Origin of the sequence: Sabulicella glaciei (assembly GCF_026183895.1) — a bacterium.
Classification (GTDB): Bacteria; Pseudomonadota; Alphaproteobacteria; order Acetobacterales; family Acetobacteraceae; genus Roseococcus; species Roseococcus glaciei.
Genome location: NZ_JAPFQI010000005.1, coordinates 128,046 through 142,124 on the forward strand (window position 1 = coordinate 128,046; position 14,079 = coordinate 142,124).

Consider the following 14,079-nt stretch of genomic DNA (forward strand, 5'->3'; position numbering starts at 1 on the left):
CATGACCTCTTCCCACGTCGTCGTGATCGGCGCCGGCCTCGGCGGCCTCGCCGCCGCCTGCACGGCCGCCGCGCGCGGCCACCGCGTCACCCTGCTGGACAAGAATCCCTGGCTGGGCGGCAAGGCGGCGCAGCTTTCCCTCGACGCGCCGGATGGCTCGGGCGCCTTCCGCTTCGACATGGGGCCGACCATCCTCACCGTGCCGCGCGTGCTGCGCCGCATCTTCGCCGAGGCGGGGCGCGACCAGGCGAAGGAGCTGCCGCTCATCCGCCTCGACCCGCAATGGCGCTGCTTCTTCGACGATGGCACCTGGATCGACCTGCGCGAGAACGTCGAGGCGATGGCGGCGGAGATGGACCGCTTCGCCCCCGGCAGCGGCGCGGGCGACGGCTACCGCAAGTTCCAGCGCGTGTCCCGCCACCTCCATGGCGTGTCGGAGAAGTTCTTCTTCTGGAAGTCGGTCGAAGGCATCGGCGACACGCTGAACATGCGCGCCAACATGCGCGCCGACACGCTGAAGGACGTGCTGGCGCTGCGGATGGGCCAGACCGTCGCCAAGGTGATCCGCGGGCACGTGCCGGATGAACGGCTGGCGCAGATGCTCGACCATTTCTGCCAGTATGTCGGCTCCAACCCCTATCTCGCCCCCGCCGTCCTCGCCTCCATCGGCGACATGCAGGCGAGCGAGGGTGTGTGGTACCCGGTGGGCGGCACCCGCGCCGTGGCCGAAGGCTTGGCGAAGCTGGCGGGCGAGCTGGGCGCCGATCTCCGTCCCTCCACCGACGCCACGCGCATCGAGGTGGAAAACGGCAAGGCCGTCGCGGTCCACACCGCGAGCGGCGAGCGCATCGCCTGCGACGCCGTGATCTCCAACATGGATGCGATCCGCACCTACACGGAACTCGTGGGTGGGGCGCCGGGCGAGACCTACGGCAAGAAGGGGTTCGAACCCGCCTGCTCCGGCGTCGTGCTGTATCTCGGGCTGAACCGCCGCTACGAGCACCTGGCGCATCACTGCTTCGTCTTCTCCCGCGATGCGGAGGAGGAGTTCGACAGCATCTACAAGCGGGGCGAGCCGGCGCCGGACCCGACCGCCTATCTTGCCGCCACCGCGACCACCGATCCGAACTCGGCGCCGCCGGGCGGCGAGGCGCTCTACGTGCTGGTGCACACGCCGCACCTGCGGCCGCACCATGACTGGGACAAGCTCTTTCCCGGCTACCGGCAGGTCATCCTGGACAAGCTGAAGCGCACCGCCGGCCTGGGCGACATCGAGGAGCGCATCGTGGTCGAGCGGCGCCTGACGCCGGTGGACATCCACGAGCGCTACCGCGTGCTGAACGGGGCGATCTACGGCCTCGCCAGCCATGGCTCCTTCCTGGGCGCCTTCAAGCCAGGCAACCGGTCCAAGCAGGTGAAGGGTCTCTACCTGGCCGGCGGGGCGGCGCATCCGGGGCCGGGCATGCCCATGGTGATGATGAGCGGCTGGATCGCCGCCGACAGCCTGGACGCCGATCTCGGCGGGCGCGGCATGAGCGAGAAGGCGCGCGAGGCCGGCCGGCGCGAGGCGGAGGCGGTGGGGTGAGCGCGAAGCGGGGCGACGATCCGGTTGCCCTGCGGGACGAGCGCTTCGTCCGCTTCTTCGACCGCGCCTTCTCGCGCTTCTTCGCGCGCCGGATGCGCGCCCTGCGTGTGGCGCGCTGGGGCATGCCGGAGGCGCCGGAGGGCGTGCCGCTGGTGATCTTCGCCAACCATCCCTCCTGGTGGGATGGCGTCTCCTTCCTGCTGCTGGCGCGGCGCCTGTTTCCCGGCCGCCAGGGCTTCGTGCCGATGGATGCGGCGGCCTTGGCCCGCTACGGCTTCATGCGGCGCATCGGCGTGTTCGGTATCGAGCGGAACAGCGCCCGCGGCGCCGCCGCCTTCCTGCGCACCGCGCGGACCGTGCTGGCCCACCCCTCCCACATGCTGTGGATGAACGCCCCCGGCCGTTTCAGCGACGCGCGGGAACGCCCCGTGCCCATCGCCCCCGGCCTGTCCCACCTGCCCGAGATCGCGCCCGGCGCGGTGTTCCTGCCCCTTGCCCTGGAATACCCGTTCTGGGGCGAGCGCGCGGCGGAGGCGCTGGCCGCCTTCGGTCCGCCCATCCCCGCCAGCGAACTCCTGGCGCTCGACCGCGCGGCGCGGGCGGAGCGGATGCGCGCGGCGCTGGAAGCGGCGATGGACCGGCTGGCCGAGGATGCGATCGGCCGCGACCCTGCGCGCTTTCGCGCATTGACCGAGGCGCAGGAAGGCATGGGCGGCATCTACGGGCTGTGGCAGCGCCTGCGCGCCCGCCTGCGCGGCGAGGCGTTCGACCCGCGACACGACACCGACGCACCGAGGGAAAGCTGATGGAATACGCGCACATCGCCTTGGCCCTGGCCCTGATGCCGGTGGTGTTCGGCACGGTGAACCTGCTCCGCATGGCGCGGCCGCGCGGCGCGGCGCCGGAGGGGACGCTGGTGTCCATCCTGATCCCGGCGCGCAACGAGGCGGCCAACATCGCCGCCTGCCTCGATGCCGCCCTCGCCTCCACCGGCTGCGCGGTGGAGGTGGTGGTGATGGATGACGGCTCCACCGACGACACCGCCGCGATCGTGTCCGGCTACGCCGCGCGCGACGCGCGGGTTCGCCTGGTCGAGGCCCCGTCTCTGCCGCCGGGCTGGACCGGCAAGGTGCATGCCTGCGCCCGGCTGGCCGAGGCGGCAGGGGGAACGCACCTGCTGTTCATCGACGCCGACGTGCGCCTCGCCCCCCACGCCGCCTGCGCCATGGCCGCGCACGCGGCGGCGAAGCGCATCGCAATGGTCTCGGGCGTGCCGCGCCAGATCATCGGCTCGCTCGGTGAAGCGCTGACCGTGCCCTTCATCAATTTCCTGCTGATCTGCTACCTGCCCTTCGGCGGGCGGGCGACCAGCCGTCAGCCGGGCCTCGCCGCCGCCTGCGGGCAGCTCATCCTGGTGGAGCGGCGCGCCTATGAGGCGATCGGCGGGCATGGCGCCATCAAGGGGGTGCTGCATGACGGCATCGCCCTGGCCCGGCTGTTCCGCAGCCGCGGCCACGACACGGAGATCGTGGACGGCGCGCCGCTCGCCACCTGCCGCATGTATGACGGGTTCGGCCCGTCCTGGGACGGCTTCATCAAGAATGCGCGCGAAGGGATGGCGACGCCGATCGGCCTGCCGATCTGGACCGTGCTGCTGGCCGGTGCCCATCTCTGGCCCTGGGCGCTGCTGCCGGATGCGGAGGCGCTGCTGACCATCGTCCTGATGTTCGCCCTGCGCGCCGCGGTGACGATCCGCACCGGCGAGCCGTGGTGGACCGTGCCGCTGCACCCGCTGACGGTGCTGGTCGCCCTGGCGATCCAGTGGGCGGCGCTGCTGCGCTCGGCGCTGGGGATCAAGGCGGGCTGGAAAGGCCGCGCATATCCCGCCACAAGGACGGCATGAAGGCCCCCGGCGCGCCCAACCGCACCCACGACACCGAGAACTTCCCCACCGCCTCGCTGCTTCTCGCGCCCGAGGCGCGGGCGCGGGTCATGGCCTTCTACCGCTTCGTCCGCATGGCGGACGACATCGCCGACAGCGCCGAACTCGCGCCCGAGGAGAAGCTGCGCCGCCTGGACGCGATGGAGGCGGCCCTCGACGACCCGGCGACCGATCTGCCCGAAGGGGCGGCGATGCACCGGCTGGCGGTCGGTACGGAGGAGGCGCGGCGCATGCTCTCCGCCTTCCGCCAGGATTCCACGATGGCGCGCTACCCGGACTGGGCGTCGCTGGAGGATTACTGCACCCGCTCCGCCGACCCGGTCGGGCGGATGCTGCTGCGCCTGCACGGCGACGCGACGCCGGAGGGCGAGGCGGCGGCGGACGGGCTGTGCACCGCGCTGCAGATCCTGAACCACCTCCAGGACGCGGCGGAGGACCGGAGGGAGATTGGCCGCGTTTACATCCCGCAGGACTGGCTCGCCCTGGCCGGTGGCGAGGATTCCTTTTTCGACCCCGCCAATGCCGCGCCGCGCCGCGCCGTGCTGGACGCGGCGCTGGACCGGGTGGAGGCCGCGCTGGACCGCGCCGCCGCCCTGCCCCGGCTGTGCCGCAACCGGCGCCTCGCCTGGCAATCCGCCATGACCATGGCCTGCGCGCGGCGCCTGCTGGCCAAGCTGCGCGCCGCGGATCCGGTGGCCGGGCGGGTGGCGCTGGGCAAGGCGGATTTCGCCAAGGCGCTGCTGACGGCGCCGCCCTCCGACGCCGCGCTGGTGGCGGCGCGGGTGCGGCGCGCCGGCTCCTCCTTCGCGCGCGGCATGTCCGTCCTGAAGGGCGAGCGGCGCCGCGCCCTTTGGGCCGTCTATGCCTTCTGCCGCGAGGTGGACGACATCGCCGACGGCGCCATGCCGGAGGCGGAGAAGCGCCGCCTCCTGCTCGCGTGGCGCGCCAAGCTGGACCGGCCGGATTGCGCCCTGTCGCGCGAACTGGCCTGGGCCTGCGGCGCCTTCGCGATTCCGCGCACGGAGTGCGAGGCGATGGTGGCGGGCATGGAGACGGATGCCGCCGACCGGCTGCGCCTGCCGGACGAGGCGGCGCTGGACCTCTACTGCCGCCGTGTCGCCGGCTCGGTCGGCGCGATGAGCGTGCGCATCTTCGGCGCACCCGAGGCCGAGCAATGGGGGCTGGCGCTGGGCCACACCTTCCAGCTCACGAACATCCTGCGCGATGTGGACGAGGATGCGCTGCGCGAGCGTGTCTACATCCCGCTCTCCCTGCTGCAAGCGGCGGGCATCCCGGACGGCCCGGCGCGCGAGATCGTTGCCCACCCCGCCTTTCCCGCGATCTGCGAGGCGCTGTCCGAGCGCGCCGTGCAGGGCTTCGCCGTGGCCGAGGCGGAGCTGGCGCGACACGACGCGGCGGCGCTGCGCCCGGCGCGGGTGATGATGTGGGGGTATCGCCGCCTCCTCGACCGGATGCGGGAGCGCGGCTGGGCGGGCGCACGGGTGCGCGCCCGGCTGTCGGGCGCGGAGAAGCTGCGCATGGCCGCCTTCGCGGTGACGGGGCGATGATCCATGTCGTCGGCGGCGGCGTCGCCGGCCTGGTCGCCGCGCACGCGCTGCTGAAGGCCGGGCGCCCAGTCACGCTGCACGAGGGCTCGCCCGGCGCGGGCGGGCGGGCGCGTGCCCTGCCCGATGGCACGGACAACGGCACCCACGCGCTGATCGGCGCCAACCGCGCCGCGCTGCGCTTCCTCCACGAGATCGGCGCGCGGGAAAGCTGGATCGAGCCGGAGCCGGACGGGCTGCCGGTGCTGGACCGCGCGGACGGGTCGCGGCGCCTCGTTTCCCTGTCGCCCTTCGGCTGGTGGCGACGCGACCGGCGCCCGGCCGGGGTTTCGGCCTGGGCGGTGGCGACCATGATGGCGATGGCCCTGCCGGGGCGCGACCGTACCGTGGCCGCGGCCATGGCGCGCCACCCGGATTTCCTGCGCGGCTTCGTGGACCCGCTCACCGTCGCGGCGCTCAACACCCCGGTCGGCGAGGCCGGGACGCGACGCCTGGCCCAGGTGCTGCGGCGCCTGGGCACCCCGGGGGCGACGCGCCTCCTCGTCGCGCGGCGCGGGCTGGGACCTGACCTGGTGGAGCCGGCCCTGGCGGCGATCCGGCGCCTGGGCGGCATGGTCGTGACCGAGGACCGGTTGCGGAAGCTGGACCGCGCGGGCGGGCGCGTCACGTCGCTGCACCTGCATTCCGGCACGGTGGCGCTGGGCGCGGAGGACAAGGTGGTGCTGTCCGTGCCGCCCTGGGAGGCGGTGCGCCTGCTCACCCATGTCCCGGTGCCCGAGCGCCACGCGCCGATCGTGAACTTGCACTTCGCCCACACCGGGCCGGGGCCGGTGCGCTTCGTCGGGATGGTGGGCGCGCTGTGCCAATGGGTGCTGGTGCGGCCCGAGGGCGTGTCCGTCACCGTCAGCGCCGGCGATGCCGAGGCGCGCGAGGAAGTGGACACGCTGGCCCCCCGCGCCTGGGCGGAGATCCGTGAGGCCGCCGCCGCCTTTGCCCTGCCCGGCGAATGGCCGGAGGAAACGCCCCCCTGCCGCGTGGTGAAGGAGCGTCGCGCCACGCCGCGCCACGGGCCCGGCGCCATTCCCAAGCCGCCGCGCCGCCCCCTCGCAAATCTCGTCCTGGCCGGCGACTGGACCTGGCCCGGCCTGCCCGCGACCATCGAGGCCGCGACCCTGTCAGGCCTCGCCGCGGCGGAGGCGCTGCGGTGACGCCGGCCGAAGCGCTGGCGGCGCTGCGCGCGGCGGAGGCGCAGGAGGGCGCGCCGGATCTCGCCGCCCGCCGCGCCGCGCTGGAAAAGCTGCGCGCGGTCGTGCTGCGCCGTGCGGAGGAGGTGGTGGCGGCCGTCGATGCGGATTTCGGCGGGCGCGCGGCGGAGGACACGCTGCTGGCCGACGTGCTGGTGGTGGCGGAAGCCGCGCGCTACGCCGCGCGCCGCCTGCATCGTTGGGCCAGGCCGCGCCGCGTTTCCGTCCCCCTTCCCTTCCTGCCTTCGCGCGCCTGGGTGGAGCACGTGCCCAAGGGCGTGGTGGGGGTGATGGCGCCCTGGAACTACCCGCTGCAGCTGGCCCTGGTGCCGGCGCTGGAAGCCCTGGCGGCAGGGAACCGCGTCTGCCTCAAGCCCTCCGAGGCCACGCCGCGCGTCGCCGCGCTGCTGGAGGAGATCGTGGCCGAGGCATGGGGGCCGCGTCTGGCGCTTGTGGTGCAGGGCGGCGTCGAGGTGGCGCGCGATTTCGCCGCGCAGCCCTGGGACCATCTGGTCTTCACCGGCGGCACGGAAACGGGACGGCGCGTGATGGCGGCGGCGGCCGAGAACCTCACGCCCCTGACGCTGGAACTGGGCGGCAAGTGCCCCGCCCTGGTGCTGCCGGGCGCCGATCTGCGCAAGGCGGCGCGGGCCATCCTGGCGGCCAAGGCGGTGAATGCGGGCCAGACCTGCATCGCGCCGGACACGGTGCTGCTGGTGAGCCATCGCGCGGCGGAGTTCCACGCCGCCTGCCGCGCGACCGGCATCGGCGCGGCGGAAACGGCGGTGATCAACCCGGTGCAGGCGGGGAGGCTGGATCGCATCGCAGGCGGCGCGACGGAAGCGCTCGGCGATGGGCCGACGCCGCTGCGCCTCGCCCCCGCGCGCGGCGCGCTGGCGGCGGAGGAGATCTTCGGCCCCGTCCTGGCGGTGGAGGAATGCGCCGACCTCGGTGCCGCGCTGCGCTGGATCGCCGCGCGGGGGCATCCGCTCGCCATCGCGCTGTTCGGCGCGACACGGGCGGAGGAGGAAGCGGTGGCGGCCGGCACCAAGTCTGGCGCGCTGGTGGTGGGCCGCGCCATGGAGCATGCGGCCATGCCCGGCTTGCCCTTTGGCGGGGTCGGCGCCTCGGGCTTCGGGCGTCGCGGCGGCGAGGCGGGGTTCCGCGAGTTCTCGAACCCGCGCGCTCGGGTGCGGCACGGGCGCTTCGCCCTTGCGCGGCTGCTGGATCCGCCGCGCGGCGACTTCGCGCGCAAGCTGGCGCGGCGGCTGGTGGGGCTGAAGCCCTAGGCCGCCGCGCCTGTGGGCCTCACCAGTTCTGCACGGTCCGCGCCGCGAAGGCGGCCTGGAAGACCAGCTGCGCAAAATCCGTGGCGATCTGGAACAGCTTGGGATCCAGGCGCGGCAGGGCAATCAGCTCGTCGCCCGGACGCGGCCCTTCGCGCGGGTCCAGCACCAGCTCGCCGGAGGCGCGGCGGATCATCAGGTTGCGGGAGGATCCGCGCTGCGTGTAGCCGCCCGCCTGCTCGACATAGCCGTTGATGCTCATGTCCCGGTTCCACACCACGGCGCGCGGCGCCGTCACCTCGCCGGAAACCAGCACGGTGGAGGAACGCTCGGGAATCACGATCACGTCCTCGTTCTCCAAGCGGACCGGGGAGCAGCGGCCATTGGAATCGAACACCACCACCCGCCCCTCGGGCTGGGTGCGGCGCGCGCGCTGAAGGTAGGAGGCGACCAGATTCGCCTCCTGCGAGCGGATGTTGGCGACGCCGGTGGTGGCGGAAACGGCGGTGAAGAGCTGCCGCTCCAGCCGCTCGATCGCCTCCTCCATCGAGCGGCGCTGCTGCTGTGCGACGCGCGGCCGCAGCAGGTAGATGCTGTTGGTGTCGGCCAGGCCCGGATCCACCGCGATGTGGTCCAGCGCCTGGCACAGCGTGATGCTGCGGTCCGCCACCAGCACGGAGGGGCCGATGCGGCTGCCTTCCACGGTGACGCGCACGGTCTGGGCCGGGCGGTCGGTGATGAAGGTCACCACGTCCTGGTCCGAGAGCGGGATGGAGGACAGCTCCGCCAGCGTGGCGTAGCGCGAGAAGGGGCGCCCGTCGCGGTTGCCGGTGATGATGGCGTTGGTGGCCGAGGGCAGCGGGCGCGCATAGTCGACCAGCTCGCGCCCCGACATGGTGCGGCCCGGCACTTCGAACAGGAAGTTGTTGCGCACTGCGCCGTCCGCGCCGACCAGGGCGCGCTGGCGGCCCACCAGCAGCGTGTCGCCCTCCTGCAGCCGCACCGTCGGCAGGCGCCCCTCGAGCAGGAAGCGGTAGAGATCGACGTTGGCGATGCTGCGCCCGCCGCGCATGATGGAGATGTCGCGGAAGGAGCCGCGCGTCGGGTCCACCCCGCCCGCGCGCTGGAGGAAGTCGATCACGGAATCCGCGGCCGAGCCGCCGAAGCGGCCGGGCGTGCGGACGAAGCCGGTGACGAAGACGCCGATGCGCTGCGTGGACAGCAGCACCGCATAGACCTGCACCTGCTGGGTGTAGATGCGGCGGACCTCCCCCTCCACCACGCGCTGCACGTCGCCGGCGCGGGTACCGACGAGGCGCACGGGGCCGATATTGGGAAGGAAGATGTTGCCCGCGGAATCCACGGGCATGATGCCTTCCGCGTCCACCGCGCCCCAGACGCGTACGGAAACGCGGTCCCCGGGCTGGACGATGTAGTTGGGGTTGGGCGCGTCGGAGGCGGCCGTCGCCTCGCGCGTGAAGATGCCCGCGCCGAACACGGCGGTGGGGCCGCCCGAGTTGCGCGGCGCCTCGCCCAGGGCCGGGGCGGCCGTGACACCGGCCTCGGCCTCGGTGGTCTGGCCGGCGCGGGCAACGCTGGGGGCGCCGGGCGGCTGGCCGAGCAATGCCTGCCCTTGCTGAAATTGCTGCAGCTGCTGGGCCTGCTGCGGCGTCAGCAGCGGCAGCAGGTTCTGCGCCGCCGCCCCGCCGGCGAGCGCGAGCCCGGCCAGGGCGGCCAGCGTGGCGCGCGTCACGAAATGCTTCATTGAAATCCCCCGGGTCACGCGGCGTGTTCCTTCACCCCGGCGACCAGCAACCAGCCCAGACCATAAAGCAGCGAAAGCCCCCCGAACACGTAGAGCGTGCCGAGGAAGGGGCGCGGGAAGAGCGAACGCTCGGCGAGGTTCGGCTCCACCACCCGCACCAGGAAAAGCTGCTGGCGCTGCGCATCCACCATCGCGCGCTCCAGCTGCATCGTCGCGGAGGCGAGGGCGCGGGCCGCGAACTCCCCTTCCAGTCGCAGCCGCTCATAGGCGGCCAATTGTTCCGTCAGGCCGGTGCCGGCGGCGGCAAGGCGGGTCCGCTCCTCCGCCAGCTGCTGCTCCGCCCCCTGGATGCGGCTGCGCAGGCTCTGGATCTGCGGCGCGTTGGGGCGGGCGAAGGACTGGGCCTGCTGCAGTTCCGTGCGCAGCCGCGTCACCTCGCCCTCCAGCCGTCCCAGCGCCTCCACGTTGATGGCGATGGAGCGCGACGGGTCGAGCGACTGTTCCCGCTGGCGGAAGGCGGTCAGCGCGGCGCCTGTGTCCTTCGCGCGCTCCTCCGCCCGCTCCAGCTCGAGCCGCGCGGCGCGCACGGAATCGTCGAGCAGGCGGCGGTTCATCTCGTTCACCCGGTCCTCGCCGAGGGAAAGCAGGAGGCGCGACACCTCCAGGCTGTCCGCCGGGCGGAAGGAGCGGACCTGCAGCGTGGTGACGCCGCTGTTCTGGTCGATCTCCGCCTTCACCTGGCGGCGGAAATACCAAAGCAGGCGCTCCGCCTCCGGCTCCTCCCACCACAGCCGCGCCAGCGGGTCGGCCTCGGGGCGGCGGAAGACGGAAACGAGGTCGAGCCTTTCGCGCAGGAGGCGCACGGCGTCGTGCGACAGGAGGAAGTCGCGCAGCGCCGTCGCATCTTCCGTCGCGGCGCGGAACCCGGCCTGGTTCAGCGCCTCGCCGAGCAGGGAGGAGGCGCTGCGCTGCTGACCGCGCAGGGTGATGCGCGACTCGCTGATGTATTGCGGCGCCGCCACGGCGAAGAGGTAGAGCGCCGCGAGCAGCGTCGGCAGGAGGACGGCGAAGGTGAAGGGAAAGCGCCGCACGGGTCCGAAGATCCCGCGCCGCGGCCGGGGCTGCGGCGGCAGCCGGCCGATCTGGATCGACGCGGCGGCGGGCGGCGGCGCCTCGCGCCGCAGCGTGGGCGGAGGCGCGCCGATGACCCTCTCAGAGGGCGCGATAGGCGGCGAAAGCCTGGTCCAGATCTTCATGGAAGTGCAGCTTCCCGTCTTGCAGCACGGCGGCGCTGGTGCAGAAATTCCTCACCAACTCCTCCGAATGGGAAACGAGGATGAGGGCGGCGCGGCCGCGGCGGGCCATCAGCTCCTCCCGCCCGCGCCCGGCGAAGCGGGCATCGCCCGCCGCCACCATCTCGTCCACCAGGTAGCAGTCGAAATCCACCGCGAGCGACAGCGCCAGCGCCAGGCGCGACTGCATGCCCGAGGAGTAGGTGCGGACCGGCATGCGCATGTGCTCGCCGAGTTCGGCGAACTCCTCGCAGAAGCCGAGCGTCCAGTCCACCGGGCGACCGTAGATGCGCGCCACGAAGCGCACATTGTCCGCCCCGGACAGGTTGCTGTGCAGCGCCCCGCCATAGCCCAGCGGCCAGGAGATGCTCATCTCCCGATGGATGCGGCCCGCATTGGGATGCTCGACGCCGGCGATGAGGCGCATCAGCGTGGACTTGCCGGCGCCGTTGCGGCCGAGGATGCCGATGGCATCGCCCTTCCGCACCGTCGCGTCCACCCCGCGCAGCACCTCCTTGTCGCGCCCCCGCACCCGGTAGCTTTTCCAGACTCCGTCCAGGCGCAGCATGGCTCACGTCTCGAGATGCGGGCGCGCCGCGCGCAGGGCGACGAGGCCGAGCGTGTTGGTGACCAGGATCCAGGCGCCGAGATAGAGGAGGTCGTAGTGGAAGGGCACCACGTCGCCGTAATAGGAATGGCGCACGAACTCGTAGATGTGGACGGTGGGGATCCAGAGGATCATCTGCTGCATCTCGGCCGGGAACCACCAGACCATGAAGAAGGCGCCCGAGGCCGGCAGGGACAGGTAGGTGGCGGGGTGCACGATGCGGTCCACGTTGTGGGCCCCCAGCACCCCCAGCGAGGCGACGAGCAGCGCGATGCCGTGCATCAGCAGCGCCATCAGGACGAGGCCCATCGCGATGCCCAGCGGGTCGCGCGGCCAGTTGCCGGTGACGATGCCGACGCCCGTCAGGAAGATGGACAGCGCCACCAGCACGGCGGCGCATTCCAGTATGGTGCGCGCCATCAGGACGTCATGCAGCCGAACCCGCGCATGGTAGAAGAGCGGCGCATTCGCCTCTAGCGCCGTGGAGGCGCGCGTCACGATGGAGCGCAGCAGGTAGTAGGGCGTGTAGGACAGCACGTAGAAGGGGAAGGGCGCGAGCCCGCCTGGCAGCCCGTGCCCCGCGATGTGGTGCAGCGTGGCGACGCAGCCGGCCAGGATCATCGGCTCCACGAAGAGCCAGACATAGCCGAGATTTTCCCGCCCGAAGCGCGCATGCATCTCCCGCATGATCAGCGCGCCCAGCACGTTGAACTGCACGCGCAGGGAGCGGGACAGGCTGGGCTCGGGAAGGATGGGGCCCGGGCGCATGGCGAGGCTCAGCGCGGCGCGCCCTGCAGGAGCGGCCGGGCGCTGCGGAAGGCGCCGTCCGGGTCCTGGCAGACGATCTGCGCACGCTCGTTGAAGCCCGCGCCCAGGATCACCTCGCGGCACTGCCGCCCGCTCGCCGCGTGGAAGACCCGGGCGAGGCGCGCCGGCTGGCCCCCTGCGGCGCCCGACTGGCCGGGTGCCGCGGAGGCAGCGAAGGCGGCGACCGGGTCGCTGGCCGACGAGGCCGCGGAGGCGGCCGGCAGGGGCAGCGGCGCGGCGGAGAGGGTGCGGCCCGGATCGGGCTGGAAGGCGGCCGACACGTCGGAGAAGCTGGGGAGCGACGAACAGGCGGACACGCCCAGCAAGAGGGGTAGAAGCAAGAACCGGCGCAGCACCATCATCAACCTTCCCGGGGTAGGCGGGCTTCGGCGGCCCTCCTCTTCAACCTATACGGGCTGAGCCCGATCAACAATTCGCGGAGGAGTCCGGAGATGGCGGCAGGATGCGTGCTGATCACCGGCGCCTCGCGCGGGTTGGGCGCGGCGCTGGCGCGGCACGTCGCGGCGCCGGGGATGGTGCTGCGCCTCGTCGCGCGGGATGCGGCGTCGCTGGAGGCAGTGGCGGCGGAATGCCGGGCGCGCGGTGCGGCGGTGGAGACCGCGCCTCTGGACGTGCGCGACGCGGCAGCGATGGCGGAACGCCTCCTCGCCTGGGATGGGGCGCAACCCTTCACCCATCTGGTCGCGGCGGCCGGGATTTCCTCGGGCACGCCGCCAGAGGGCGGGCTGGAGGGGCCGGAACTGGCGGCGCGGACGGTGGCTGTGAACCTCGGGGGCGCGATGAACACGGTGGCGCCGCTGCTGCCCCGCCTCATCGCGCGCCGGGCCGGGCGGGTGGTGCTGGTGGGCTCCGTCGCCGGGTTCCTGGGCCTGCCGGACAGCCCGGCCTATTGCGCCAGCAAAGCCGGGCTCTGGGCCTGGGGCGAGGCGCTGCGGGCGAAGCTGGCGCCCGAGGGGGTGGGGGTGACGGTGGCCGCGCCCGGCTTCTTCCGCAGCGCGATGAGCGCGCGCTATGCCGGGCCCCACCCCGGCGAGATCAGTGCTGAGGCGATGGCCCGCCGCATCTGGCGGGCCGCCGAGCGTGGGCGCGGGCGCGTTGCGGTGCCCGCCGCGCTGGGGTGGCTGCTTCGCCTGCTGCCGCTGCTGCCCGCGCCGCTCGCCGACCGGGCGGCGCGGCTGCACCGCTTCACCATCACCCCAGAAGCTGCCCCCCATCCACCACCACCGTGTGCCCCGTGACCCAGGAGGCGAGCGGCGAGGACAGGAACAGCACCACGTTGGCCACTTCCTCCGGCGTGCCGAGGCGGCCGAAGGGGATGGATTTGAGGATGCGGCCGTACAGCGCCGGGTCCTCCGACTTGCGCTTCTCCCAGGAACCGCCCGGGAACTCGATGGAGCCGGGGGCGACGCCGTTCACCCGGATGCCATCCGGGGCGAACATCGCCGCCTGGGACTGGGTGTAGTTGATCAGCAGCGCCTTCACCGCCGCATAGGCCGGCGTCCGCAGCGACGGGCCGAAGCCGGAGATGGAGGACAAGTTGACGATGGAGCCGCGCGAGGCCTTCAGCGCCGGCAGCGCCGCCCGGCTGGCGCGGAAGGTGGCCAGCACGTCCACGTTCAGGCTGGCCGCCCAGCCTTCCTCCGTGTCCGCCGCGCCGAAGCCGGAGGCGTTGTTCACCAGCACGTCGATGCCGCCCAGCGCCCCTTCCGCCTCGGCAACGTAGCGGCGCACCGCCTCGCCATCCGACAGGTCGCAGGAGGCGGCGTGGGCGTTCGCGCCCAGCTCGGCACGGGTGCGCTCGAGCGCCTCGGCGCCGCGGGCGCAGATGGAAACCGCGGCGCCGGCCTGGGCAAAGCCCAGCGCGACCGAGCGGCCGATTCCCTTGGAGCCGCCACACACCACGACGCGCTTGCCGTTGAAGTCGAACATGCTGTCCTGTCCCTCTGCGTTTCCGGCGATGGAAGG

At 73.1% G+C, this 14,079-nt stretch carries 13 protein-coding genes; 7 read left to right on the top strand and 6 right to left on the bottom strand.

Annotated elements, in window-relative coordinates:
- Position 1: 1 nt before the first annotated feature.
- The 6 genes from OF850_RS09535 to OF850_RS09560 are packed head-to-tail and all read left to right on the top strand — an operon-like array spanning position 2 to position 7,625.
- Positions 2-1,585 (top strand): phytoene desaturase family protein, encoded by a 1,584-nt coding sequence (locus tag OF850_RS09535; protein ID WP_301589813.1) that lies wholly within the window; start codon positions 2-4, stop codon positions 1,583-1,585.
- Complete coding sequence (locus OF850_RS09540; RefSeq protein ID WP_301589814.1) at positions 1,582-2,391, top strand: lysophospholipid acyltransferase family protein; 810 nt, start codon at positions 1,582-1,584, stop codon at positions 2,389-2,391. The genes OF850_RS09535 and OF850_RS09540 overlap by 4 nt, the downstream gene beginning before the upstream one ends.
- On the top strand, positions 2,391-3,488 hold the full coding sequence (locus OF850_RS09545) for a glycosyltransferase (RefSeq protein ID WP_301589815.1): 1,098 nt from the start codon (positions 2,391-2,393) through the stop codon (positions 3,486-3,488). The genes OF850_RS09540 and OF850_RS09545 overlap by 1 nt, the downstream gene beginning before the upstream one ends.
- Positions 3,485-5,095 (top strand): squalene/phytoene synthase family protein, encoded by a 1,611-nt coding sequence (locus OF850_RS09550; RefSeq protein ID WP_301589816.1) that lies wholly within the window; start codon positions 3,485-3,487, stop codon positions 5,093-5,095. Before OF850_RS09545 ends, OF850_RS09550 begins: the two co-directional genes overlap by 4 nt.
- Entirely contained in the window at positions 5,092-6,300 is a 1,209-nt protein-coding gene (locus OF850_RS09555) for a hydroxysqualene dehydroxylase (protein ID WP_301589817.1), read from the top strand. Before OF850_RS09550 ends, OF850_RS09555 begins: the two co-directional genes overlap by 4 nt.
- The gene (locus tag OF850_RS09560; RefSeq protein WP_301589818.1) at positions 6,297-7,625 is read left to right on the top strand and encodes an aldehyde dehydrogenase family protein; all 1,329 of its coding nucleotides are present in this window, start codon (positions 6,297-6,299) and stop codon (positions 7,623-7,625) included. Before OF850_RS09555 ends, OF850_RS09560 begins: the two co-directional genes overlap by 4 nt.
- Positions 7,626-7,644: 19 nt before the next feature.
- Here OF850_RS09560 and OF850_RS09565 read toward each other — a convergent pair whose 3' ends face one another.
- From OF850_RS09565 to OF850_RS09585, 5 genes are read right to left on the bottom strand one after another with little or no spacing between them, the layout of a single operon-like run.
- On the bottom strand, positions 7,645-9,375 hold the full coding sequence (locus OF850_RS09565) for a polysaccharide biosynthesis/export family protein (protein WP_301589819.1): 1,731 nt from the start codon (positions 9,373-9,375) through the stop codon (positions 7,645-7,647).
- A gap of 26 nt (positions 9,376-9,401) precedes the next feature.
- On the bottom strand, positions 9,402-10,643 hold the full coding sequence (locus OF850_RS09570) for a capsule biosynthesis protein (RefSeq protein ID WP_301589820.1): 1,242 nt from the start codon (positions 10,641-10,643) through the stop codon (positions 9,402-9,404).
- Complete coding sequence (locus tag OF850_RS09575) at positions 10,600-11,247, bottom strand: ABC transporter ATP-binding protein (RefSeq protein ID WP_301589821.1); 648 nt, start codon at positions 11,245-11,247, stop codon at positions 10,600-10,602. Before OF850_RS09575 ends, OF850_RS09570 begins: the two co-directional genes overlap by 44 nt.
- 3 nt (positions 11,248-11,250) lie before the next feature.
- Entirely contained in the window at positions 11,251-12,054 is an 804-nt protein-coding gene (locus OF850_RS09580; RefSeq protein ID WP_301589822.1) for an ABC transporter permease, read from the bottom strand.
- A gap of 8 nt (positions 12,055-12,062) precedes the next feature.
- Positions 12,063-12,455, bottom strand: coding sequence for a hypothetical protein (locus tag OF850_RS09585; RefSeq protein WP_301589823.1), 393 nt, complete (start codon positions 12,453-12,455; stop codon positions 12,063-12,065).
- A gap of 90 nt (positions 12,456-12,545) precedes the next feature.
- On the opposite strand from OF850_RS09585, the gene OF850_RS09590 reads away from it, so the two are divergent.
- Positions 12,546-13,352: an SDR family NAD(P)-dependent oxidoreductase gene (locus OF850_RS09590; protein WP_301589824.1), complete on the top strand. Its 807-nt coding sequence runs from the start codon at positions 12,546-12,548 to the stop codon at positions 13,350-13,352.
- Here OF850_RS09590 and OF850_RS09595 read toward each other — a convergent pair.
- Complete coding sequence (locus OF850_RS09595; RefSeq protein WP_301589825.1) at positions 13,306-14,043, bottom strand: SDR family NAD(P)-dependent oxidoreductase; 738 nt, start codon at positions 14,041-14,043, stop codon at positions 13,306-13,308. The genes OF850_RS09590 and OF850_RS09595 overlap by 47 nt on opposite strands.
- Positions 14,044-14,079: the final 36 nt, after the last annotated feature.